The following is a 22,189-nucleotide window of genomic DNA, read 5'->3' on the forward strand; positions in this document are numbered from 1 at the left end:
GATGGGGAGATGCCTTCTTGGACCTGAACGACCGCAGCGCTTTGCGCCACAAGCTGATCGAAGATCGCCTCAACTTGCCGCATCGGCTAGAGCTGGCCGATCAATTGCAAGAGGTCTTGCGAGTCTGGTTGCTGCGCCGTACCGAATTGACGATTGGTGCGTATTGGCCGATCAAGGGCGAGTTTGATCCGCTGCCCGCTTTGTATCGCTGGAGCGAAAACCACCCCGAGCGGCGCATCGGTCTGCCAGTGGTGGATAAAGCCCATGGCACGCTGCGTTTTCACGTGTGGTACCCCGGCTGCCCCATGGAAGAAGACGCCTACGGCATCCCCAAGCCCAAGGACACCGAGGTCTTTGAGCCGCAACTGCTGATCGTGCCCTGCGTGGGCTATGGCCCCTTCGGCCTGCGCCTGGGCTATGGCGGCGGCTTTATGGATCGCACCCTGGCCACCTTGCAACCGCGCCCAGCCACTGCCGGCATCGGCTATGCGCATGGCTTTCAGCCCTTGTTGAAGGCTGAGCCCCATGATGTGCCCTTGGAGGCAATGCTGACGGAAGAGGGCGTGGTTTGGGACATCCATGGCTGACAATGTCGCCCATGAACATCTATGCCCTACATTTGTCGCAACTGCAGCAGCGCACTGAGAGCGCGCTGGCGCGTTGTGGTTTCGATGCCTTGCTGATTGCCTCCGGCATCGAGAAGTACGCCTTCCTGGACGACCGGCCCTATCTGTTTCAGCCCAATCCGCATTTCAAGCATTGGCTGCCGCTGGTCAACCACCCCAACAGCTGGCTGCTGCTGCGCCCCGGCCACAAGCCGCGCGTTGTTTACTACCAGCCCGACGATTACTGGCATGTGCCGCCGAGCAGCCCGACCGGCGAATGGGTTGAGCATGTGGAGCTGATCGTCATCAGCCGCGCCGAGGATGCGGCTGCGCATCTGAAGGCGCCGGGCCGCTTGGCCATCATCGGTGAGGCCGATGCGGCGCTGGACGGCGTGGTGCCGAACAACCCGACCGAACTTCTCAACCTGCTGCACTACCCGCGCGCATGCAAGAGCGAGTACGAGCTGGAGCAGATGCGTGCCGCTTCGCGCCGTGCCGCGCCCGCACACCTGGCCGCGCGCGACGCCTTTCTGGCGGGCGCCTCCGAAGCGGAGATTCACCGCGCCTACTTGATCGCCGCCGGCCACACCGATCGCGATCTGCCCTACGGCAATATCGTCGCCTTGAACGAGCATTGCGCGGTGCTGCATTACCAGTACCAAGACGAGCAACGGCCGGCCGAGAGCCTCAGCTTCCTGATCGATGCTGGCGCGCAGGTGAACGGTTATGCCTCCGACATCACCCGCGCTTGGACGCATGGCAATGCCGCAAGCGCCGAGTTCGATGCGCTGCTGGCCGCCATGGAAAGTGCCCAGCTGGCGCTGGTGGACGAAGTGCGCGCAGGGGTGGACTACCGCGAGATCCATCTCAGCACCCATCGCCGCATCGCCGCCATCCTGCAAGCGCAGGGCATTGTCAAGATGAGCGTGGAGGCGCAAATCGCCGAGCGCGTGACTTCCATCTTCATGCCACACGGCACCGGTCATTTGCTGGGCCTGCAGGTGCATGATGTGGGCGGCTTCATGGCCGACGAGAGTGGCGCGCTGTCGCCCAAGCCCGAGGGCCACCCCTATCTGCGTCTGACGCGCACGCTGCAGCCCGGCATGGTGGTGACCATCGAGCCGGGCCTGTACTTCATCCCGACCCTGCTGCGTCAGCTGCGGGCCAGCCCGGCCTCTGCTTCGGTAGATTGGGCCTTGGTGGAGCGCCTCAGCCGCTTCGGCGGCATCCGCATCGAAGACGATGTGGTCTGCCGCGCCGAGGGCGGGCCTGAGAACATGACGCGGGATGCGTTTGCGGCCTTGTAAGGCGAGCGAGTCGAATATGAAAAGCCGCTGCGGCCCTGAGGGGCGGCAGCGGCTTTTTCATTGGCGAGGCTGGCTTAGAAGCGCATGCCCAGACCGACGCCGACCAGCAGCGGATCGACCTTGAACTCGCCGATGTCAGTGCCCTTGGAGTAGACGGTGGTCTTGATCTGAACCTTCTTGATGTCGACGTTCAGGTACAGATTCTTGGCGATGGCAATGTCGGCACCGATCTGTGCCGAGAAGCCCCAACTGTTGTTCTTCAGGCTCAGGCCCAGAGGAGCCACGTTCGAGTCGAACTTGATGCTAGACAGATTGGTGTAGTTCAGGCCCAGGCCCACATAAGGACGGAAGGTGCTGGTGGGGGCGAAGTGGTACTGCGCGCTCAGGGTCGGGGGCAGGTGCTTGAAGCTGCCGATCTTGCCCACGCCAGTGACCGACAGGTCTTGCGATTGTGGATAGGTCAGGATCAACTCGGCCGCGATATTGGGGGTGATGAAGTAGGTGATGTCCACTTCAGGCAGCCACCGGTTGTTGATCGAGGCTTCGGCAGGCGAACCCACCACGGTGCTCAAAGTGCTGCGCAGCTTGTCGCTGTTGGTGTTGGCCGAATCCAGGTGCACAGCGCGTGCACGCACCAGCCAAGGGCCTTCTTGTTGAGCTTGAGCGGCGAACGAAGTGCAGGCCAGAGCGGCGGCTGCGGAAACGGTGGCGATAGCGCTGAAGAGCTTGCTGGTCATTTGGTCTTCTTCCTAAAAAGCCGGGAACAGCCCCGATGGAAGAGATTGGATGCCGAGCTCAGGGGTTAACCCTTGATCTAACGCAAAGTCAAAAAAGCCCTCGCGAGGAGGGCCGGTTCAACTTGATCTTGCGCAAGAAGCTCAGCCGAGACTGAGGCGTTTGCACAACTCCAGCGTCAAAGCGGATTGATTCAGCGTATAGAAGTGGATGCTGGGCGCGCCACCGGCGATCAGCCGCTCGCAAACGCGGGTCATCACTTCCAGGCCGAACTCGCGGATGCTGGCTACATCGTCCATATAGCCTTCCATCTTCAGCGCCACCCAGCGCGGGATTTCGATGCCGTCGCGGGCGGCGAACTGGGCGATGCGGGCGTAGTTGTGGAAGGGCATGATGCCCGGCACGATGGGGGCGTCCACCCCCAGCTTGCGCGCTTCATCGACGAAGTGGAAGTAGGCATCGGGGTTGAAGAAGAACTGCGTGATCGCCGAGTTAGCCCCGGCACGCATCTTGGCGGCAAAGTGCTGCAAGTCTTTGGCCGCGTAGCGCTGCTGCGGGTGGTACTCGGGGTAGGCGGCCACTTCGATCTGCCAGTCCGGGCCTTGGGTTTCGCGGATGAAGGACACCAGCTCCGAGGCGTAACGGAATTCACCAGCGGTGGCGGTGCCACTGGGCAAGTCGCCGCGCAGGGCCACCACGCGACGGATGTTTTGCGCGCGGTAGGTGGCCAGGATTTCAGCGATGTTCTCGCGGGTGGAGCCCACGCAGGAGAGGTGTGGCGCGGCTTCAAAACCGGCAGCGGCGATGTCCATCACCGTGCTGAGGGTCTTGTCGCGGGTGGAGCCGCCAGCGCCATAGGTGACGCTGAAGTAATGCGGATTCAGCACGCTCAGGTCTTGCACCACGGTCTTGAGCTTCTCGGTGCCCACCGGGGTGTTGGGCGGGAAGAACTCGAAGCTGACCGGCACGCGGTTTGTTGCTGTACTCATGGCTTGTCTTTCGCAGCCTCGGGCGCTTGCGCCCAGAGGAAAAATTCTTTGTTGCCGTCACCGCCGGTGATGGCACTCTCAAAATAGCCCAGCACCTGCCAGCCCTGATCTCGGGCGGCCTGGCGGGCCTGGGTTTCCAGCAGCGGGTATTGCTTGGCGTCTTTGATCAGACCGCCTCGGGCAAGCGCTTTTTTGCCCAGTTCAAACTGCGGCTTCACCAGCAGCAAGACCTGACCCTTAGGCGCCAGCCAAGCCGCCAGATGCGGCAAGGCGCCCAGCATCGAGATAAAGCTGAGGTCGCCGACGATCAGGGCAAAGCCCTCGGGCGGCGCGTGTTGCGCCAGGGCTGAACCGGCCAGCTCGCGCACATGCAAATGCTCCAGCCCCACCACTTGGGGGTGCTGGCGCAGCTGTTCATGAAGCTGGCTGTGGCCTACGTCCACGCCCACGACCTTGGCTGCACCCGCTTTCAGCAGGCAATCGGTGAAGCCACCGGTGCTCTGGCCCATGTCCAGCACCGTCAGGTTGCTGACGTCCAGGCCACTCTGCTGCAGCGCGCCCTCCAGCTTGAGTCCGCCGCGCGAAACAAAGCGCAACTCCGCGTCATCGCTGACGCGCAACTCGCAATGCTCCGGCAACTCCTCCCCCGCCTTGGGGATCGCCTGCCAGTCCTTGGGGCCTTGCCACTGCGCCGCACCGGCCGTGATCAGCCGCTGTGCCGCAGAACGAGTCGGCGCCAGGCCTTTGGAAACTAACAGTTGATCAGCGCGCATAGGTAAAAGGCAACTCAGTCTTGCAGGGCGTAGCGAGCGGTGCTCAGGCTAGGCGGACGGAGCGCAGGAACCGGAACGTACTTTGGGTACGTGAGGATTCCGAGCACCGCCCAACGACGCCTGAGCGCCGCGCAGTAGCCCCCCGCCGATCAATAGCGGTAGGTGTTGGGCTTGAAGGGGCCAGTCTTCGGCACGCCGATGTAGGCGGCTTGTTCGGCCGTCAACTCGCTCAACTCCGCATTCAGCGTCGTCAGCTGCAAACGCGCCACCTTCTCGTCCAAGTGCTTAGGCAGCACATAGACCTTGCCGATGTCGTAGGCGTCCTTGTGAGCGAACAACTCGATCTGCGCAATCGTCTGATTGGCGAAGCTCGACGACATCACATAGCTCGGGTGGCCGGTGCCGCAGCCCAGGTTCACCAGGCGGCCCTTGGCCAGCAGGATGATGCGCTTGCCGTCCGGGAAGATCACATGGTCGACCTGGGGCTTGATCTCCTCCCACTCGTACCGCTCGAGCGAGGCGACATCGATCTCGTTGTCGAAGTGACCGATATTGCAGACGATGGCGTTGTTCTTCATCGCGGCCATGTGCTCGTAGCGGATCACGTTCTTGTTGCCGGTGGCGCTCACGAAGATATCGGCGTTGTCGGCGGCGTATTCCATGGTCACCACGCGGTAGCCTTCCATGGCGGCTTGCAGGGCGCAGATCGGGTCGATCTCGGTCACCCACACTTGCGCCGACAGGGCACGCAGGGCTTGGGCCGAGCCCTTGCCCACGTCGCCGTAGCCGGCCACCACGGCGATCTTGCCGGCCACCATCACATCGGTGGCGCGCTTGATGGCGTCCACCAGCGATTCGCGGCAGCCGTAAAGGTTGTCGAACTTGCTCTTGGTCACCGAGTCATTGACGTTGATGGCGCGGAACAGCAGGCTGCCCTTGGCGGCCATTTCGTTCAGGCGCAGCACGCCGGTGGTGGTCTCTTCGGTCACGCCAATGATCTCGGCGCTCTTGCGGGTGTACCAAGTCGGGTCTTGGGCGATCTTGGCCTTGATGGCGGCGAACAGGATGCGCTCTTCCTCGCTGCCCGGCTTGTCCAGCACCGACAGGTCTTTCTCGGCCTTCTGGCCCAGGTGCATCAGCAGCGTAGCGTCGCCGCCGTCGTCCAAGATCATGTTCGGGCCTTCGCCCGCCGTGCCCTTGGCGCCGAATTCAAAGATGCGGTGGGTGTAGTCCCAGTAATCTTCCAGGGTCTCTCCCTTGTAGGCGAACACCGGCGTGCCATTGGCCACCAAAGCGGCGGCGGCGTGGTCTTGGGTGGAGAAGATATTGCACGAAGCCCAGCGCACTTCGGCACCCAGGGCTTGCAGGGTTTCGACCAGCACGCCGGTCTGGATGGTCATGTGCAGCGAGCCGGTGATGCGCGCGCCCTTCAGCGGCTGGGTGGCGGCGTACTCTTTGCGGATGGCCATCAGTGCCGGCATTTCGCTCTCGGCAATGGTCAGTTCTTTGCGGCCCCAAGCAGCCAGGCTCAGGTCGGCGATATGGAATTGGTCTTTGGACAGGGTGGTCGATGCAGCGGTCGTCATTGCGGGCTCCTTCAGGATATGAAGCCGCTACCGTCATCATTTGGGCAAACCGATCACCCACGCGAAGACGTCAGCGGGTGAGCGCGGTTGCAGGTCTTGCCGGCCGATTCGAGCTTGAATGCAGTCTGGCGCAAAACTTTTCCGAGCCTGGCCTGCTGTCATCAGCAGGTTGCAACGCTCCTCGGAACGGCGTAATTCTAGACGCATCAGACAAACCGGTCCAAAGAACAGGGTCATGTTTTGCGGACAATCCGCCGCATGCACCCATTCAGCCAATGCCCACCTGAAGCGCTGCGCGGCCTGCGCGGCATCTTGACCGACATCGACGACACCTTGACCGCCGAGGGTCAAATCGCCCCCGAAGCACTACAAGCGCTGCAAGACTTGGCCGATCAAGGCCTGCCGGTCATCGCCATCACCGGCCGCCCGGCCGGCTGGAGCGAGCCCTTTGCGCTGAGCTGGCCGGTGGCGGCCATCGTGGCGGAGAACGGTTCGGTCATGCTGCGCCGCGAGCTCAGCACTCAGGGTCAGGTCTTGCGCCGCGACTTCAGCCAGGACGAAGCCACCCGAGCCGCCAACTTCGCGCGCCTGCAAGCTTGCGCGGCGGATGTGTTGCGGCGGGTGCCGGGTGCTTGCCTGGCCACCGACTCTGCTGGTCGCATGACCGATATCGCCGTGGACCACAGCGAGTTTGCCCATCTCAGCGCCGAGCAGATCGACGCCGTGTGCGCGGTGATGCGCGAGCAAGGCTTGGTGGCCACGGTCAGCTCCATCCACATCAATGGCTGGATTGGCGAGCACAGCAAGTGGAGCGCAGCGCATTGGGCGGTGCAAACCGTGCTGGGCCAGGCTTTTGTGCCCGAAGACTGGGTTTATGTGGGCGACTCCACCAACGACCAGACCATGTTTGCGCGCATGCCTCTGAGCGTGGGCGTGGCCAATATCGCGCGCTTTGTGCCGCAACTGGAGTATTTGCCCAGCTACGTCACCCAGGCCGAACGCGGGCAGGGCTTTGCCGAGTTGGCGCGGGCGCTGCTGGCGGCCCGCGCTTAGCTTAGCCAGCAGCCGCCTCTGTTTCAGCCGGCAAGGCCAGAAAGGTACGCATGCGCTCCAACTCGGCCTGCCAGGCCTGATCAAAAGCCTTGTCTCGCGGCGCTTTGCCGCTGACAAAACCAGCTTGCGCCTGCATCTGACCGGCTTGCACCGAGACATTGGCCCAGCCCAGCATCTGGCCGCGCCACAGCATCGGCAGGGCGTAATAGCCCAGCTTGCGCTTCGCCGCCGGGGTGTAGGCTTCGAATCGATAAGCCCAGCCCCAGAAGCGCTCAAAACGCAAACGGTCCCAGACTACTGGGTCGAAGGGCGCCAAAAGGCGCAGCTCATCGTCGAGTTGCCAGCGTTTGGCGGCGGGGTTCTCGCCCTCCGGCCAGTACCAGCGCTGGCCCTCGATCTCGACACTGGGCCAATGTTTGCGCGCGTGGGCAAGAATTTGCTTGATCTCCTTGCCCAAATGCGGCGCGCCATAGCCCAGCAAGCTGCAGAGCTGACCGAGGCTGCGCGAGGGCAGCGGGGCGTATTTGGCCAAGATCAGCTGCACCAGGGCGCTGGCTTTTTCTTGCGCACTGCGCTCGTCGACGGGGTGCTGGGCTAGCGCATAGATGCGGATGCCCGCTTCGCGCTTGTGCACCCGCAGCAGGCCTCGGTAATGCATGCCGTCGAGCAGATGGGTGGTGGCATTGCTGCTGCCGCCCCAGGCATTGCAGGTGCTGCCCAGATTGAGCTGGGCCTGAATCTCGCGCGGGTGGCTGGGGCCAATCTCTTGCAGCAGCGCCTGGACGGTGGCGGCATGCTGGGCGGTCTCGTTGCTCCAGCGCCGTTTGGCCTCGCGCGGATGCATCAGACGCAGATGCTGGCGCGGCAAAAAGCCGTAATTGACCAGGCAGTCTTCTTCGATATCGAGCTTGGCGTAGCGCCGCTCCAAGTCGCCGGCCAGATAGTTTTTGACCCGCAAACGCAGCGTCAAATCCTGGGCGCGGGCCGGCGCCCGGATTGGGTCGGCCTGCACAAAGCCCAGGCGCTCAATGGCTTGGGGCAGGCTGGTGGGTTTGAACAGGCTGCGCGCAATGGCGTAGCGGCGCAAATCATCAAGCTCGGGAGGGCGCATGGGGCGATTGTGCCGTGGCCTCGCGCGAACAAAGTTTTGCTTCAGAAATGGCGCGAGCGGCCGAAATCCTCCGGAATAGGAGGCTCCAACGGGCCCAGAGGGCGGGCGGCGACGCACCGCAAAGACATGACGGAAACCACCCAACTTGCAGCCAAGGTCTTGCTGCTTGAGCATGATCCTGGCCATTACGCCAGCCTGATTGAGTTTTGCCGCGAGGTGGGTCTGCAGGCCTTGCCGCGTTCGTCCAGCGATGCCTTGGCGGCGCTGGCCCAGCACAAGGACCTGGGCGGCGTCTTGCTGGCCGAAGATCTGCCCTGCGAAGGGCCAGACGGCCTGACGCTGGCGCGCGCCATTCACAAGTTGCGCCCCGAGTTGCCCATCTTCTTGCGCCGCACCAGTGAGCGAGAGCTGACGCTGCAGGAGCAAATCGTGGTGCGGCATCGCTGGACCGGCGGCGATATGGCCTTGCTGCGCGAGGCAGTCGATCACGCCATCTTCAGCCTAAGCTACCCCACGGTGCTGGTGCGCGGCATTGTGGAGCTCACCTGCGAGGCACTGAAGGCCATGTTCCCCTTTGCCCATGTGGAGGCCGAAGCGCCTTATGTGGTGCACGACCGCATCATCCACGGCGAGGTATCCACCCTGATCCCGATCGAGAGCACTTGGTGCCGGGGCTACATGATGCTGCAGACCGAGGAAAACGCGCTGCGCCAGGGCCTGATTCAAGGCTTCAGCTACCAGGGCATTGGCGGCGATTTGAACTTCCGCGAGCTCAACAATATGCTGGGCGAAACCACCAATCTGATCTGGGGTGCGTTCAAAAATCGCTATATCCCGCCGCAGGATCTGAGCAAGCAGCAGATCCAGGTGCCCATCGTCATCAACCACCAGCACAAGTACATTTCATTCGGCTCGCAAGATCCTCAGCTGTGCATTCGCTACCACCTGTCGGATCCAGCGCGCCCGGGCATGCCGCCCTTGATGATTGTTCAGCGGGTGATTTTCAATCTGCATTGGTCGGTGGAAGAGTTCGAGGCCTTCATGGACCATGCGCCCTCTGCTGGGCCGACCGGCGAGTTGGAACTGTTTTGAATTCACACAAAAGCCGTCGCGGCTTTTGTGCAGGGAGATTTTGAGATATGGCGAATGTGCTTGTGGTCGATGATTCCAGCACCATGCGTGAGATCGTGGCCACCTTTCTTGGGCAAAACGGATTTCAGGTGGCCGTGGCCACCGATGGGCGGGATGGCTTGATGCAACTGCGCGCCGATCCGGGGATCCGTCTGGTGGTCAGCGACGTCAATATGCCCAATATGGACGGCCTGACCATGGCCGAAAAAATCCGCACCGAGCTGGGCAATACCGGGGTTCGGATTGTGATGCTGACCACCGAAGACAACCCGCAGCTGCGTGCGCGCGGCAAGGCCATCGGGGTCACCGGCTGGATCGTCAAACCCTTCCGCGGCGAGGCGGTCTTGGGCCCCTTCCGCAAGCTTTGCGGCATGTGAGGCTGGGCACTGCTTCTGAACTCAGCCAGCGGTGCGCTGCTCCAAGGTGTCCATCTGCATCTCAAAGCTGAAAAAGCGGTTGCGGCCGCGTGACTTGGCGGTGTAGAGCGCATCATCAGCCCGCCTGAGCAAGCCTTCCAAGGTGGTGCCGGCTTCCGGGATGCAGGTGGTGATGCCGCCCGAGAGCGTCACAAAAGGCATCACGGTGGACTGTTGATGTGGGATCGCCGTCAGCTCCAAGGAGCGCAAGACCGCACGCGCAAAAGTCATTGCGCCGGAGCGCGGCGTGCCCGGCAAGATCAGGGCGAACTCCTCGCCGCCATAGCGGGCCGCAAAGTCTCTTGGCCGGCGGCAGGTTTCTTTCAGCAACTGAGCGATACGTTGCAAGCAGGCGTCGCCATCCACATGGCCGAGGCTGTCGTTGTAGACCTTGAACAGGTCGATATCGCACAAGACCAAGGTCAAAGGCTGTTGATCGCGCTGTGCGGCCTGGATCTCTTGCTGCAAGCGGGCGTCAAAAGCGCGCCGGTTCGGCAGGCCGGTCAAGCCATCTTCCATGCTCAGCTTGGTCAACTGCTCATTGGCCGCGCGCAACTCGTCGGACAGTTCGATCAAACGCAGCTGCATGCGCCGTAGCCTTTGCATGGCGCGCAGCTTGGCCTGCAAGACCGTGCTGGAAACCGGCTTGACCAGATAGTCATCGCCGCCGGATTCAATGCCTTGCCAGAGGTCCTGGTCTTGGTCGCGGCTGGAAAGAAACACAATGGGCGTCCACCCGCCCGACTCCGCCGCCCGCATCTGGCTGGCGACCCAGTAGCCATCGCGGCCGGGCATTTCGACATCCAGCAGCACCAGATCCGGATGCTCTTGCCGGAACAGGTTCAATGCGGTTTCCGCCGAGTCGGCCTCAATCACCTGATGGCCGGCCGCATTCAGTTGCGCACCCAAGACACTGCGGCTGCTGGCTTGGTCATCGACAACCAAGATCAGCAGCGGAGGCAATGCGGCAGGGGGCGTTATGGGCTGCATAGGGATTCCTCCAGAACGGGCTAGCGCCAGCACGGCGCGGCTCAGATTATTGATCCCGAGCGCAGATGTTCTCCAGGGGTTTGTTGGGAGTGACGCGGGCTTGTCTCGAAGCGATTTGAGGCTGCTGATGGCACTTAGCGGTCTTTTGCGGATGGGCTGGGCTGCTGGACCAGACGGGAGCGGCGCAAAGCCCCCAAGTGGCCTGATCCCCGCCAAACCGAAGGACTGCAAAGTGCCAAATCCAGCTCCAGCTATCAATAGCAAACGCGAAAAAAAGCCCGCGCTGAGCGCGGGCCTTGAGACGGGGCCGATGCAAGTGTCGTGGGACTGGCCTTACAGGCCAGCGGCTGCGCGCAGCGCTGCAGCCTTGTCTGTACGCTCCCACGTGAACTCGGGCTCTTCGCGGCCGAAGTGGCCGTAAGCAGCGGTCTTGGCGTAGATGGGGCGCAGCAGGTCCAGCATCTGGATGATGCCCTTGGGGCGCAGGTCGAAATGCTCGTTGACCAGGGCTGCGATCTTGTCATCGCTGATCACGCCGGTGCCTTCGGTGTACACCGTCACATTCATCGGCTTGGCCACGCCAATCGCGTAGGCGACCTGAATTTGGCACTGGCGGGCCAGGCCAGCGGCCACGATGTTCTTGGCCACATAACGGGCGGCATAGGCGGCCGAGCGGTCCACCTTGCTGGGGTCCTTGCCAGAGAAAGCGCCACCACCGTGCGGGCAAGCACCGCCATAGGTGTCCACAATGATCTTGCGGCCGGTCAGGCCGCAGTCGCCTTGCGGGCCGCCAATGACGAAGCGACCGGTCGGGTTGATCAGATATTTGGTCTCTTTCAACCAAGCGGGCGGCAGCACCGGTTTGATGATTTCTTCGATCACCGCTTCGATGAACTCGGGCTTCATCTTGCTGCCGTCGCTCATCTCGGGGCTGTGCTGGCTGGACAAAACCACCGTGTCGATCGAGTGTGGCTTGCCGTCCACATAGCGCATAGTCACCTGGCTCTTGGCATCCGGGCGCAGGAAGGGTAGGCGACCGTCTTTGCGCAGCTGGGCTTGGCGCTCCACCAGGCGGTGGGCGTAATAGATGGGCGCGGGCATCAGCTCGGGCGTCTCGTCGCAGGCATAGCCGAACATCAGGCCCTGGTCACCGGCGCCGGTGTTCAAGTGGTCGTCGCTGGCGTGGTCCACACCCTGGGCGATGTCGTTGGACTGCTTGTCGTAGCAGACCATCACCGCGCAGCCCTTGTAGTCGATGCCGTATTCGGTGTTGTCGTAGCCGATGCGCTTGATGGTGTCGCGCGCCACCTGGATGTAATCCACATGGGCATTGGTGGTGATTTCACCCGCCAACACCACCAGACCGGTATTGGTCAGGGTTTCAGCGGCCACGCGGGAGCGCGGGTCTTGGGCGAAGATAGCGTCGAGAATCGCATCCGAGATCTGGTCCGCGACTTTGTCGGGGTGACCTTCCGAGACGGATTCAGAAGTAAAGAGAAAATCGTTGTTCGCCACTTTTACACTCCAGTTAACAGTTGATCGGCGTTGCCGTGCTGTCAGGAGACGCGGCGAACGCTTTAGCAGCATTTGTTGAGCATCGCTGCCCGGCGGGTATTTCATTCATTTGAATAAAGCCCGCATCGCCCCGCAAGTTGTCCAATTTAACTCGGCGATGAAGAGATTATAGAAATATGTTGCTGCTGTTCCGAACCTTGTCGAAATTGCCCTTGCGTGTGCTTCACGGCATTGGGGCCACCCTTGGGTGGTTGACCTACTGGGCCTCGGCCAGTTATCGCCGGCGTTACCAAGAGAACACGCGAATCGCAGGCTTGCCTTGGGCGGCGGTGCGCGGCGGTATCGCTGGTGCGGGGCGCATGATGATGGAGATTCCATGGCTGTGGATGCGGCCAGCCGATCGTCCCTTGGGCGAAACGGTGCGTTGGCATGGTGCGGAGTTGATCGAGCAGGCTTTGGCGCAAGGGCGTGGCATCGTGATGCTGACCCCGCACCTGGGCTGTTTTGAAATCACGGCCCAGGCCTATGCGGAGCGATTTGCCTCGGTCGAATCTCCCATCACGGTGCTCTATCGTCCTGCCCGGCAGGCTTGGCTGCGTCAAGTGGTGGAGGCCTCCCGCAGCCGACCCGGTTTGGCGACTGCGCCGGCGACTCTGGCGGGTGTGCGGCAAATGATCCGAGCGCTGCGCCAGGGGCAGACCATCGGGCTTTTGCCTGATCAAGTGCCGCCCGAAGGCTTGGGGGTCTGGGCGCCATTCTTGGGGCGTTCGGCCTATACGATGACGCTGGCGGCGCGCTTGTTGCAGCAAACCGGGGCTTCGCCCCTCTTGATTTGGGGTGAGCGGCTGTCGGCTGGACGCGGCTACGCCATTCACGTCTACCCCGGCCCCGAGGTTTCGGCGGATTCCGCGCCAGAATCCGCTGCTACTCTCATCAATCAGTCCATGGAACAGTTGATCCGACTTGCCCCCGACCAGTACCTCTGGGGCTATAACCGCTACAAGCAGCCGCGTGGCTTGGATATCGCCGCAGCGCCAACGGTCGCGCCTGGCGAGCGGGGGGGCTGAACATGGCTTCTCGTCTTGGCGCTCGGATTGGGGCGCACAGTGCCATCGGCTTGTTGTGGGTGCTGCATTTCCTGCCGCTGTCGGTGCTGGCAGCCTTGGGTCGGGGTTTGGGGGGGCTGCTGTGGCATCTGGCCAAGCGGCGCCGGCGCATCGCCTTGCGCAATATCGAGCTGTGCTTTCCCGAGCAATCGCCAGTCCAGCGCGAGCAACTGGCGCGTGAGCATTTCGGCTGGATGGGCCGCAGCATCTTGGAACGCGCGCTGCTGTGGTTCGCCTCCGCCGAGCGTCTGCAGCGCCTCATCCATATCAAGGGCGACATCAAACTCGCCGAGACCAGTGAAGCGCCGGTGATGTGGTTGCTGCCCCATTTCGCGGGTTTGGAATGGGTCGCACCGGCCTTGATGCTGAATCAGCGATGCCCAGGGGTGGATGTCTACCAGCCTCAAAGCAATTCGGTCATCGATGCCCGCATGCTGGCCGGGCGGGCCCGGTTCGGCAAGACCGCTTTTGTCGATCGCCATGAGGGTATTCGCCCGGTGCTGCGATTGATTCGCCAGGGCTATGCGTTTCTGAATGCACCGGACATGGACTTTGGCCTCAAGGATTCTGCCTTTGTGCCCTTTTTTGGCGTGCCTGCCTGCACCTTGCTGGCGCCCTCCAAGATTGCCAGCAGCATGGGCATGGTGGTGCAGCCCTTGGTGATCACCATGTTGCCAGGCGGTCAGGGTTACTCGGTCGAGGCGTGGACTGCGCCCGAGGGCTATCCGAGTGGCGATCTGGTGGCCGACGCGGCGAAGATGAATGCTTGGTTGGAGGCGCGGGTGCGCGAGAACCCCGCGCAGTATTTGTGGGTGCACAAGCGATTCAAAACCCGTCCTGAGGGTGAGCCCTCCTTCTACGCATGAGGCCGCGGTGATAATTGCCGCATGAAATTGCGCTTCACCAAGATGCAAGGCGCAGGCAATGACTTCTGCGTCATCAATGCACTGCAAACGCCCTTGACCCTGAGCCCTGAGCAGATTCGCCGTTTGGGTGATCGGCGTTTTGGGGTTGGCTGCGACCAGATTTTGGTCATTGAGCGCAGCGACTCGCCCGAGGTGGACTTTCGCTATCGCATCTTCAACAACAGTGGCGATGAGGTCGAGCATTGCGGCAATGGCGCCCGTTGTTTTGTCCGTTATGTGAATGAAAAAGGCCTGAGTGCCAAGCGCAGCATCCGGGTGCAAACGGTCAACGCCTTGCTTGAGTTGCACCTGCGTGACGACGGTCGGGTCTGCGTGGATATGGGGGCGCCGGTGTTTGAGCACGCGCGTCTGCCCTTTGATGCCCAAGGGCTGAGTGCGCGGCAGGTGGGGAGTTTCGAGCTGTGGCCCTTGGCCGAGGCTGCTTGCGAAGTGGCGGTGCTGTCCATGGGCAACCCCCACGCGGTGCAGGTGGTGGACGATGTCGACGCCGCGCCGGTGGAACGAGTGGGCCCCTTGGTTGAGGCGCATGCGCGTTTTGCGCGCAAGGTCAATGCGGGCTTTATGCAAATCGTGTCGCGCCAAGAAGTGCGTCTGCGTGTGTTTGAGCGCGATGCAGGCGAGACCCTGGCCTGCGGCACCGGTGCGTGTGCGGCGGTCGTGGCCGGCATTCGACTGGGCCTGCTGGATGAGGCGGTTGAAGTGCATGCGCGCGGCGGGGATTTGAGAATTGAATGGGCCGGCCTGAGTGCCGGCCTGCAAGCGCCGGTGTTCTTGACGGGTCCGGCCCAAACCGTGTTTGAAGGAGAGATTGAGCTGTGAGCAAAGAACTGGGAACACAAGGCATCACCGAAAAAGACATCGCCGATTTCCTGGCCAATACGCCAGGCTTTTTTGAGCGTCACGCCGAGCTGCTGGCCTCGGTGCAACTGACCCATCCGCACAGTGCTCGGGCGGTTTCTTTGCAAGAGCGTCAAGCTGAGATGCTGCGCGAAAAGATCAAGGGCCTGGAGTTCAAGATCATTGAAATGATCCGCAATGGACAAGAGAACGTCGCCATTGCCGATCGCTTGCACCGTTGGACCAAGCGCTTGATGTTGACGGCCAATTTGGCTGATCTGCCCGATGTCTTGACGCAGGAGCTGCGCCACCAGTTCATGATTCCGTTGGCGGGTTTGCGCTTGTGGGATGTGGCACCCGAGCATGCCGAGGCTGATTTCGCCCAGCCGGTCAGCCAGGACGTGAAGAGCTTCGCGGCCAGCCTGAGCCAGCCCTATTGCGGCGTTAACTCAGGTTTTGAGGCTGCGCGTTGGTTGGTGGGTGAGGCCGGTGGTGCGTCCGGCGCCAGTTCCTTGGCCTTGATTCCGCTGACCCTGGGCGCGCAAGCGGGCCACAGCATCGGTCTGCTGGTGCTGGGCTCGCCAGACCCGACACGCTACACGGCGGAAATGGGCACCGAATTCTTGTCGCGTGTCGGCGAGATCGCCAGTGCGGCTTTGTCGCGGCTGGCGGCCCGCAGCGTCGAGACCCACTCGTCCTGATCTCCTTCGGCGCTGTTTCTTTGTGTCTTCCGGTTTGAGTCCCGCCGAGCCGCCCGAACCCTTGGTGTCGTGGATGGCAGCGTATCTGGAGCATGTGCGGGTTCAACGTCGTTTGGCTTCACGCAGCCTGGTGATCTACGAAGACGGATTGCGACGCCTGCAAAGCTTGGCTGCGCAGCGTGGGCAGGACTTGCTGACGCTGCGCCCGCATCAAGCACGCGGCTTGTTGGCCGCCTTGCATGCGCAAAGCGAGTTGGGGCCGCGCAGTCTGGCGCTGATGCTCTCGGTCTGGCGTGGTTTGTACCGGTGGTTGGGTATCGAGCGCCGGGTCGAACTCAATCCCTTTGATGGCCTGCGTGCGCCCAAAGCACCTAAACCCTTGCCCAAAGCTTTGGCGGTGGATGATGCCGTGCAACTGGCCGATTACGTGCCGGCTGCGGTGCAGGGGGCGGTTGACCCGCGTCTGGAGGCGCGCGATCGCTGCGTGGTGGAGTTGCTGTACGGCTGCGGCCTGCGTGTTTCCGAATTGGTCGGCTTGGATGTACAGGCCAGCGCCGCTGCGCTGGGTTGGGTCGATCTGCAGGCTGGTGAGGCTCAGGTTCTGGGCAAGGGCAGCAAGCGCCGCAGTGTGCCCCTGGGCAGCGCGGCATTGCAGGCCTTGCGGGCATGGCTGGTCCAGCGGGTTCAGTTGGCCGGGGCCGAGGAGCCCGCCTTGTTGGTGGGTGCGCGCGGAGGGCGGTTTGGGGCGCCTCAGATCCGGGCGATGCTGAAGACTCGCGCCGTGGCCGCGGGCATGCCCAGCCATGTCCACCCGCATATGTTGAGGCATTCTTTTGCCTCCCATCTTCTGCAGTCCAGTGGTGATTTACGGGCGGTTCAAGAGTTGCTGGGCCACGCCCACATCACGACGACGCAGGTCTATACCCAGTTGGATTTTCAACATCTCGCAAAAATCTACGATGCCGCGCATCCGCGCGCCAAGAGAAAATAATGTCAGTCGATCTCATTCGCCCTCCTTTGTTTTTGCCGCGAGTCCTCACGCTCGCTTGTGTTTTGGCCGGTGCCGGTTCGACTTGGGCTAACGCTGAACTCGTGCGGCCGAGTTCCTTGCGCCCCGCGGCCATCGAAGCCAATTGGACGCCGCTGCGCATGCCCAATGGCGACAAGACGGCGCTGCTCGGCGGCAGCTATTTGATGGCGGTCAACGATGAATGGGGTTTCGGCCCCAGTGTCTACGGCGCGGCCCAGGGCAATTACGGCGGGTTGTTCACATTCGGCATGACGGCACAAGGGCGCTGGCGCCTCGGCTCCAACGCCCATGTGGCGGCTGGGCTGTTCGCCGGTGCGGGCGGGGGCGTGGGATCAAGGGAGGTGCGCTTTGGTGGCGGCTTGATGCTGCGCCCTGAATTGTCGTTGCGCCTGCAGGCGGGGGATTGGTACAGCGGTCTGGCGTTCAGCCATGTGCGCTTCCCCAGCGGCAATATCAGTGACAGCAGCATCGGGCTGGTGCTGGGGCGCTCCAGCAGCTTTGCCAGTTTCTCGCCCAGCGATTCGGGCAAGCGTGGTCGCGCCAGTCAGCGCACCGGGCTAGGTTTTGACGAGATCGCCTTGCAAGGTGGCTTTGCCACGCCGCGTGCGGGTACCCGCAATCGCAGCGGGGTGCCCAGCACGCAGCGCCTGGGCTTTGCGGGTGCCGATCTTCGGCAATACATCGCCGATGGCAGCTGGTGGGGCGTCGAAGCCGCCGGCGCGGCCCAAGGTGGCGCCGATGGCTATATGGAAGTGCTGGCCACAGCTGGGCAGGACTGGGCCCTGGGCAGCCCGCGTTTGCGTTTGGGTGGGCAGCTGGCTGCGGGTCTTGCGGGCGGCGGCAATATTGATACCGGCAGCGGCTGGCTGCTGCGCGCTGGGCCGACGCTGCGCTGGATCACGCCTTGGGGCGTGACGGTGCGTCTGGATGGCGGCATCAGCAAGGCGCCGCAAGGGCAGTTCTCGGCCAATTTTGTGCGCTTGGGTCTGGCCTTGCCCTTGGATATCACGCCCTCGGTCAGCCATGGCTTGGCGCAAGAGTCCGGTACGGTGCGCACTCAGCAACTGTTTGCTAGCTACCAGTATCTTCCCAAGGTCCGCTTCAAGGACGGCAGCCAAGATGCGATTGGGCAGTTGGCGATGGTGATGACGAGGGAGCTTTCGCCCTCGGTCTATGGCGTTGCACAGGCGGGCAGTGCTGCTTTTGGCAAGGCCGGGGCCTACGCCTTTGGCTTGTTCGGCCTGGGTGTGCAAACGCAGCCCTTGTGGGCCTCGACGCGGGTCGGAGCCGAGTTTCTGGCCGGTGCCGCGGGAGGCGGTGGCGTTGATATCGGCGGCGGCGCTTTGCTCCAGGCCGAGGCATATGCCCAGTGGGAGGGCGAGCGCCTGCGCATGCGTGCCGGCCTCGGCCATTGGCGCGGCATGCGCAATAGCGCGCAGTCGGCCCCCATGATGAACCTGTCCGTCGGATACGCCTTCGGCAGCCTGGTGCGCTGAAATTGAACAAAGGGCCAAGGCCATGAAAAAGATCGTTATCCGCTCCGGCAAAGAGCGCTCGCTGGAGCGGCGTCACCCCTGGGTCTTTGAGAGCTCCATTGCGCGTGGCGCGGCGGACAGCGGCGAGACCGTGCGTGTCGAGTCCTCCGAAGGGCAGTTTCTTTGCTGGGCTGCCTTCAGCCCGCAATCGCAGATTCGACTGCGAGCCTGGAGCTTTGATGAGGCTGAACGCATCGACAGTGCTTTCTTTGCGCGCCGCATTGCGCGCGCCCTGGCCCTGCGCGCGCGCCTGCCGGTGGCTTCGGATTCCATCCGCCTGATCCATGGCGAAGCCGATGGCTTGCCGGGCCTGGTGGTTGACCGGTATGCCGACACCTTGGTCGCGCAGTTCTTGTCCAGCGGCGTTGAGCGCTGGAAGGCGCAGATCATCGAGCACCTGATGGCCGCCACCGGCCTGAGCCGCTTGTATGAGCGCTCCGACGCGCAGGTGCGCGAGTTGGAAGGCTTGGCGCTGCAAACCGGCTGGTTGCGTGGCGAGGGTTCGACGGCCGTGACCATCAGCGAACATCAGTGGCGCTTGACCCTGGACGTGGCCGAGGGCCACAAAACCGGCTACTACCTGGATCAGCGTGACAACCGCAAGCGCTTTGCCGACGCAGTGCAGCACTACGGCTGCAAAACGGTCTTGAACTGCTACAGCTACACCGGCGGTTTCTCCGTCGGGGCGCTGGCTGGTGGAGCCGAGCAGGTGATCAGCGTGGACTCTTCGGGCCCGGCCTTGGCCCGTGCGCAAGCCCATGTGGCCTTGAACGGCTTTGATCCCGCGCGCCACCAAGCCTTGGATGCCGATGTGAACGCCACCTTGCGGGGCTTTCTGAAAGAAGGCCGCCAGTTCGACGCCATCGTGCTGGACCCGCCCAAGTTCGCCCCCACCGCCGCCCACGCCGAGCGGGCAGCACGTGCTTACAAGGATATCAACCGCTTGGCCTTGCGGCTGCTGGCACCGGGTGGTCTGCTGTTTACCTTCTCTTGCTCGGGCGGTATCTCGCCCGATTTGTTCCACAAAATCGTTGCCGGCGCGGGCCTGGATGCCCAGGTGGACGGTTTCATCTTGGAGCGAGTCGGTGCCACCCCCGACCATCCGCAGACCATTTGCTTCCCGGAAGGGGAGTATTTGAAGGGTTTGTTGATTTTGAAGTCTTGAGGCATCCAGAGGCTCAAGCGGCTCAAGCTCTCAGCGCGTGGGCAAATGAACGCGCGGCTCAAACTTGCCGCGCCGCACGCTGAAGAAGGCCTTGACGTTGCGCACATTGGCGTCCTGCGTGAACAGACGCAGCACCAGGGCGTGATAGGCCGGCATGTCGGGCACTTGCAAGATCAGCACAAAGTCAGGCCCCGGCGAGACTTGGTAGCACTGCTGCACCGCCACATCGGCCAACACCCGCGCCTCAAAGGCCTGCAGATGTTCAGCGCCTTGACGGTCGAGCGTGATTTCGACGATGGCCGCCAGCCCGACCCCAAGCTTTTCGGCCGACAACAGCGCCACACGGCGCTCAATGATGCCTGACTCCACCAAACGCTTGACCCGCCGCAAGCAGGTGGCGGGCGAGACATGAGCCAGACCGGCCAGGTCCTGGTTGGACAGCGCAGCATCTTGCTGCAGGATTTCAAGGATGCGCAGATCGCTGGCATCCAACTCCAAGGGGGTGATTGAATCGTTCATAGGCGCATTAATCGTGAAATATGTCGTCACCAATATCCGGGTGTGGTGAATTATTTCAAAAGACTTAATATTTTGAAAGCAATCATTTTGCTTGAATGCCTACGATTCGCTCCGAACTCAAGCCCAAACACTTTCTGGAGCCAAACGTCATGTGTGGAATCGTCGGAGCCGTCAGCCAGCGCAATATCGTCCCCATCTTGATCGAGGGCCTGAAGCGTCTCGAATATCGGGGCTATGACTCCTGCGGCGTGGCCGTGCACCAAGACGGCGGCCTCAAGCGCGCCCGCAGCACCTCGCGCGTGGCCGAGTTGACCGGCTTGGCGGCTGAGGACGGCATCGCCTCCGGCACCGGCATTGCCCACACCCGCTGGGCCACCCATGGCGCGCCGGCAGTGCACAACGCCCACCCGCATTTCTCGCAAGGCCCGAATGCCAGCGCCGACAGCGTCGGACGTATCGCCCTGGTGCACAACGGCATCATTGAGAACCATGATGAGTTGCGCGCCGAACTGAAGTTGCGTGGCTATGTCTTCAGCAGCCAGACCGATACCGAGGTGATCGCGCACCTGATCGACCATCTCTACAACGGTGACTTGCTCGAAGCGGTGCAGCAAGCCTTGCCGCGTCTGAAGGGCGCCTACGCTGTGGCCGTGTTTTGCCGTGACGAACCGCAGCGTGTGGTGGCGGCTCGCGAAGGCTCGCCCTTGGTCTTGGGTGTCGGCATGGAAGCCGCAGACGGCGAACACTTTGTCGCGTCGGACGCCATGGCGCTGGCCGGTGTGACCGACCAGATCGTCTACCTGGAAGAGGGCGATGTGGTGGACCTGCAGCCAGGTCGCTTCTGGATCAGCCGGTTGAACGCTGAAACCGGCCGTTATGAATCGCAGCAGCGCGAAGTTCGTACCGTGCATGCGCACAGTGGCGCGGCCGAACTGGGCCCCTATCGCCACTACATGCAGAAGGAAATCTTCGAGCAGCCCACGGCGATTGCCAACACCCTGGAAGCCATCACCGGCATCAGCCCCGAGTTGTTCGGTGACGGGGCTTACCGCATCTTCAAGGAGGTGGACAACGTCCTGATCCTGGCCTGCGGCACCAGCTTCTACTCCGGTTCTACCGCCAAATACTGGTTGGAAAGCATTGCCAAGATCCCCACCAGCGTGGAGATCGCCAGCGAATACCGCTATCGCGACAGCGTCCCGAATCCGCGCACCTTGGTCGTTACGATCAGCCAGAGCGGTGAAACCGCCGACACCTTGGCGGCGCTGAAGCACGCGCGCGCGCAAGGCATGAAGCACACCTTGACCGTTTGCAACGTCTCCACCAGCGCCATGGTGCGCGAATGTGAACTGGCCTACATCACCCGCGCCGGCGCCGAGATCGGCGTGGCCTCCACCAAGGCCTTCACCACCCAATTGGTGGGTTTGTTCCTACTGACACTGGCGCTGGCTCAAACCCGTGGCCACCTGAGCGAAGCGCAAGAAGCCGAGCATGTGAAGGCGCTGCGTCACTTGCCGGTGGCTGTGCAAGCGGTGCTGGCCCTGGAGCCTCAAGTCATCGCCTGGAGCGAAGAGTTCGCTCGCAAGGAAAACGCCTTGTTCCTGGGGCGTGGTCTGCATTACCCGATCGCCCTGGAAGGCGCCTTGAAGCTGAAAGAAATCAGCTACATCCACGCCGAGGCCTACCCGGCCGGCGAGTTGAAGCATGGCCCCTTGGCGCTCGTCACCGCTGAGATGCCCGTCGTGACCGTGGCCCCGAACGACACCTTGCTAGAAAAGCTCAAGAGCAATATGCAAGAGGTGCGCGCCCGCGGCGGCCAGCTCTATGTCTTCGCCGACGGCGACACCGAGATCCAATCCGAGCCCGGCCTGCACGTGATCCGCATGCCCGAGCACTACGGCGCACTCAGCCCTATCCTGCACGTGATTCCTCTGCAATTGCTGGCTTATCACACCGCTTGCGCGCGCGGCACGGATGTCGACAAGCCTCGCAACCTTGCCAAGTCGGTCACGGTGGAATAGGCGTTAGCTTTTTGGCGAGGATTTGCTGGCGAAAGATCGAGCGGTCAAAACTTGTTGAATGTCTGCCACTCGATGCGTCGTACTTGCGCGATCGCCGCATATCTGCCGGTCGCCAATGCGTCTCGGCTCCAGGCGAGC

21 protein-coding genes and 1 riboswitch are annotated in these 22,189 nt (G+C 62.5%); of the genes, 13 read left to right on the forward strand and 8 right to left on the reverse strand.

The annotated features are described in order from the left end of the window. Nucleotides 1-17 precede the first annotated feature (17 nt). Nucleotides 18-587: a 5-formyltetrahydrofolate cyclo-ligase gene (locus ACOVRJ_RS00745; protein WP_422041995.1), complete on the forward strand. Its 570-nt coding sequence runs from the start codon at nucleotides 18-20 to the stop codon at nucleotides 585-587. 11 nt (nucleotides 588-598) lie between these two features. Further along, nucleotides 599-1,912, forward strand: a complete 1,314-nt coding sequence (gene pepQ, locus ACOVRJ_RS00750; RefSeq protein WP_422041996.1) for a Xaa-Pro dipeptidase — start codon at nucleotides 599-601, stop codon at nucleotides 1,910-1,912. A gap of 74 nt (nucleotides 1,913-1,986) precedes the next feature. Here the strand turns inward: pepQ and ACOVRJ_RS00755 are convergent, their stop codons facing one another. From ACOVRJ_RS00755 to ahcY, 4 genes are all read right to left on the reverse strand, one after another. Then, entirely contained in the window at nucleotides 1,987-2,649 is a 663-nt protein-coding gene (locus tag ACOVRJ_RS00755; RefSeq protein ID WP_422041997.1) for an OmpW/AlkL family protein, read from the reverse strand. Nucleotides 2,650-2,790: 141 nt separating this feature from the next. Then, nucleotides 2,791-3,636 (reverse strand): methylenetetrahydrofolate reductase [NAD(P)H], encoded by an 846-nt coding sequence (gene metF, locus ACOVRJ_RS00760; RefSeq protein ID WP_422041998.1) that lies wholly within the window; start codon nucleotides 3,634-3,636, stop codon nucleotides 2,791-2,793. After that, the gene (locus ACOVRJ_RS00765) at nucleotides 3,633-4,409 is read right to left on the reverse strand and encodes a TlyA family RNA methyltransferase (RefSeq protein WP_422041999.1); all 777 of its coding nucleotides are present in this window, start codon (nucleotides 4,407-4,409) and stop codon (nucleotides 3,633-3,635) included. Before ACOVRJ_RS00765 ends, metF begins: the two co-directional genes overlap by 4 nt. A 149-nt stretch (nucleotides 4,410-4,558) precedes the next feature. Further along, nucleotides 4,559-5,995, reverse strand: a complete 1,437-nt coding sequence (ahcY, locus tag ACOVRJ_RS00770; protein ID WP_422042000.1) for an adenosylhomocysteinase — start codon at nucleotides 5,993-5,995, stop codon at nucleotides 4,559-4,561. 72 nt (nucleotides 5,996-6,067) lie between these two features. After that, a riboswitch (S-adenosyl-L-homocysteine riboswitch) is annotated at nucleotides 6,068-6,184 on the reverse strand. A 69-nt stretch (nucleotides 6,185-6,253) separates the two neighbouring features. Here ahcY and ACOVRJ_RS00775 point away from each other — a divergent pair. Continuing rightward, entirely contained in the window at nucleotides 6,254-7,048 is a 795-nt protein-coding gene (locus ACOVRJ_RS00775; protein ID WP_422042001.1) for an HAD-IIB family hydrolase, read from the forward strand. 1 nt (nucleotide 7,049) lies between these two features. Here ACOVRJ_RS00775 and ACOVRJ_RS00780 read toward each other — a convergent pair whose 3' ends face one another. Then, nucleotides 7,050-8,159, reverse strand: coding sequence for a DNA glycosylase AlkZ-like family protein (locus ACOVRJ_RS00780; RefSeq protein ID WP_422042002.1), 1,110 nt, complete (start codon nucleotides 8,157-8,159; stop codon nucleotides 7,050-7,052). A gap of 126 nt (nucleotides 8,160-8,285) precedes the next feature. On the opposite strand from ACOVRJ_RS00780, the gene ACOVRJ_RS00785 reads away from it, so the two are divergent. Further along, the gene (locus ACOVRJ_RS00785) at nucleotides 8,286-9,251 is read left to right on the forward strand and encodes a chemotaxis protein CheX (protein WP_422042003.1); all 966 of its coding nucleotides are present in this window, start codon (nucleotides 8,286-8,288) and stop codon (nucleotides 9,249-9,251) included. 47 nt (nucleotides 9,252-9,298) lie between these two features. Next, nucleotides 9,299-9,667 carry a response regulator gene (locus ACOVRJ_RS00790; RefSeq protein ID WP_263540400.1) on the forward strand — a complete coding sequence of 123 codons (369 nt, stop codon included), beginning with the start codon at nucleotides 9,299-9,301 and terminating at the stop codon, nucleotides 9,665-9,667. 21 nt (nucleotides 9,668-9,688) lie between these two features. Here the strand turns inward: ACOVRJ_RS00790 and ACOVRJ_RS00795 are convergent, their stop codons facing one another. Together ACOVRJ_RS00795 and metK are read right to left on the reverse strand one after the other, a co-directional pair. Further along, nucleotides 9,689-10,696 carry a GGDEF domain-containing response regulator gene (locus ACOVRJ_RS00795; RefSeq protein ID WP_422042004.1) on the reverse strand — a complete coding sequence of 336 codons (1,008 nt, stop codon included), beginning with the start codon at nucleotides 10,694-10,696 and terminating at the stop codon, nucleotides 9,689-9,691. A gap of 333 nt (nucleotides 10,697-11,029) precedes the next feature. After that, entirely contained in the window at nucleotides 11,030-12,211 is a 1,182-nt protein-coding gene (gene metK / locus ACOVRJ_RS00800) for a methionine adenosyltransferase (RefSeq protein WP_422042005.1), read from the reverse strand. 176 nt (nucleotides 12,212-12,387) lie between these two features. On the opposite strand from metK, the gene ACOVRJ_RS00805 reads away from it, so the two are divergent. From ACOVRJ_RS00805 to ACOVRJ_RS00835, 7 genes are all read left to right on the forward strand, one after another. Continuing rightward, complete coding sequence (locus tag ACOVRJ_RS00805; protein WP_422042006.1) at nucleotides 12,388-13,278, forward strand: lysophospholipid acyltransferase family protein; 891 nt, start codon at nucleotides 12,388-12,390, stop codon at nucleotides 13,276-13,278. 2 nt (nucleotides 13,279-13,280) lie between these two features. Next, nucleotides 13,281-14,183 carry a lipid A biosynthesis acyltransferase gene (locus ACOVRJ_RS00810; protein WP_422042007.1) on the forward strand — a complete coding sequence of 301 codons (903 nt, stop codon included), beginning with the start codon at nucleotides 13,281-13,283 and terminating at the stop codon, nucleotides 14,181-14,183. 21 nt (nucleotides 14,184-14,204) lie between these two features. Continuing rightward, nucleotides 14,205-15,062, forward strand: a complete 858-nt coding sequence (gene dapF / locus ACOVRJ_RS00815; protein ID WP_422042008.1) for a diaminopimelate epimerase — start codon at nucleotides 14,205-14,207, stop codon at nucleotides 15,060-15,062. Between the two features lie 8 nt (nucleotides 15,063-15,070). After that, on the forward strand, nucleotides 15,071-15,781 hold the full coding sequence (locus ACOVRJ_RS00820) for a DUF484 family protein (protein WP_422042024.1): 711 nt from the start codon (nucleotides 15,071-15,073) through the stop codon (nucleotides 15,779-15,781). 73 nt (nucleotides 15,782-15,854) lie between these two features. Continuing rightward, nucleotides 15,855-16,772, forward strand: coding sequence for a tyrosine recombinase XerC (locus tag ACOVRJ_RS00825; protein ID WP_422042025.1), 918 nt, complete (start codon nucleotides 15,855-15,857; stop codon nucleotides 16,770-16,772). Further along, entirely contained in the window at nucleotides 16,772-18,307 is a 1,536-nt protein-coding gene (locus tag ACOVRJ_RS00830) for a hypothetical protein (RefSeq protein ID WP_422042009.1), read from the forward strand. Before ACOVRJ_RS00825 ends, ACOVRJ_RS00830 begins: the two co-directional genes overlap by 1 nt. Before the next feature lie 22 nt (nucleotides 18,308-18,329). After that, nucleotides 18,330-19,511, forward strand: coding sequence for a class I SAM-dependent rRNA methyltransferase (locus ACOVRJ_RS00835; RefSeq protein ID WP_422042010.1), 1,182 nt, complete (start codon nucleotides 18,330-18,332; stop codon nucleotides 19,509-19,511). Between the two features lie 30 nt (nucleotides 19,512-19,541). Here ACOVRJ_RS00835 and ACOVRJ_RS00840 read toward each other — a convergent pair whose 3' ends face one another. Next, complete coding sequence (locus ACOVRJ_RS00840) at nucleotides 19,542-20,030, reverse strand: Lrp/AsnC family transcriptional regulator (protein WP_422042011.1); 489 nt, start codon at nucleotides 20,028-20,030, stop codon at nucleotides 19,542-19,544. A 149-nt stretch (nucleotides 20,031-20,179) separates the two neighbouring features. On the opposite strand from ACOVRJ_RS00840, the gene glmS reads away from it, so the two are divergent. Then, nucleotides 20,180-22,051: a glutamine--fructose-6-phosphate transaminase (isomerizing) gene (gene glmS / locus ACOVRJ_RS00845; RefSeq protein WP_422042012.1), complete on the forward strand. Its 1,872-nt coding sequence runs from the start codon at nucleotides 20,180-20,182 to the stop codon at nucleotides 22,049-22,051. The last annotated feature ends 138 nt before the right edge of the window (nucleotides 22,052-22,189 follow it).

It is taken from the genome of Roseateles sp., from assembly GCF_049240545.1.
Classification (GTDB): Bacteria; Pseudomonadota; Gammaproteobacteria; order Burkholderiales; family Burkholderiaceae_C; genus Paucibacter_A.

Coding starts and splice junctions, on each gene's coding strand:
- dapF (WP_422042008.1), top strand. CDS start 14,205: ATGAAATTGCGCTTCACCAAGATGCAAGGCGCAGGCAATGACTTCTGC.
- ACOVRJ_RS00810 (WP_422042007.1), top strand. CDS start 13,281: ATGGCTTCTCGTCTTGGCGCTCGGATTGGGGCGCACAGTGCCATCGGC.
- ACOVRJ_RS00790 (WP_263540400.1), top strand. CDS start 9,299: ATGGCGAATGTGCTTGTGGTCGATGATTCCAGCACCATGCGTGAGATC.
- ACOVRJ_RS00835 (WP_422042010.1), top strand. CDS start 18,330: ATGAAAAAGATCGTTATCCGCTCCGGCAAAGAGCGCTCGCTGGAGCGG.
- ACOVRJ_RS00805 (WP_422042006.1), top strand. CDS start 12,388: ATGTTGCTGCTGTTCCGAACCTTGTCGAAATTGCCCTTGCGTGTGCTT.
- ACOVRJ_RS00830 (WP_422042009.1), top strand. CDS start 16,772: ATGTCAGTCGATCTCATTCGCCCTCCTTTGTTTTTGCCGCGAGTCCTC.
- ACOVRJ_RS00780 (WP_422042002.1), bottom strand. CDS start 8,159: ATGCGCCCTCCCGAGCTTGATGATTTGCGCCGCTACGCCATTGCGCGC.
- ACOVRJ_RS00775 (WP_422042001.1), top strand. CDS start 6,254: ATGCACCCATTCAGCCAATGCCCACCTGAAGCGCTGCGCGGCCTGCGC.
- ACOVRJ_RS00785 (WP_422042003.1), top strand. CDS start 8,286: ATGACGGAAACCACCCAACTTGCAGCCAAGGTCTTGCTGCTTGAGCAT.
- ACOVRJ_RS00840 (WP_422042011.1), bottom strand. CDS start 20,030: ATGAACGATTCAATCACCCCCTTGGAGTTGGATGCCAGCGATCTGCGC.
- ACOVRJ_RS00795 (WP_422042004.1), bottom strand. CDS start 10,696: ATGCAGCCCATAACGCCCCCTGCCGCATTGCCTCCGCTGCTGATCTTG.
- pepQ (WP_422041996.1), top strand. CDS start 599: ATGAACATCTATGCCCTACATTTGTCGCAACTGCAGCAGCGCACTGAG.
- glmS (WP_422042012.1), top strand. CDS start 20,180: ATGTGTGGAATCGTCGGAGCCGTCAGCCAGCGCAATATCGTCCCCATC.
- ACOVRJ_RS00825 (WP_422042025.1), top strand. CDS start 15,855: ATGGCAGCGTATCTGGAGCATGTGCGGGTTCAACGTCGTTTGGCTTCA.
- metF (WP_422041998.1), bottom strand. CDS start 3,636: ATGAGTACAGCAACAAACCGCGTGCCGGTCAGCTTCGAGTTCTTCCCG.
- ACOVRJ_RS00755 (WP_422041997.1), bottom strand. CDS start 2,649: ATGACCAGCAAGCTCTTCAGCGCTATCGCCACCGTTTCCGCAGCCGCC.
- ahcY (WP_422042000.1), bottom strand. CDS start 5,995: ATGACGACCGCTGCATCGACCACCCTGTCCAAAGACCAATTCCATATC.
- ACOVRJ_RS00765 (WP_422041999.1), bottom strand. CDS start 4,409: ATGCGCGCTGATCAACTGTTAGTTTCCAAAGGCCTGGCGCCGACTCGT.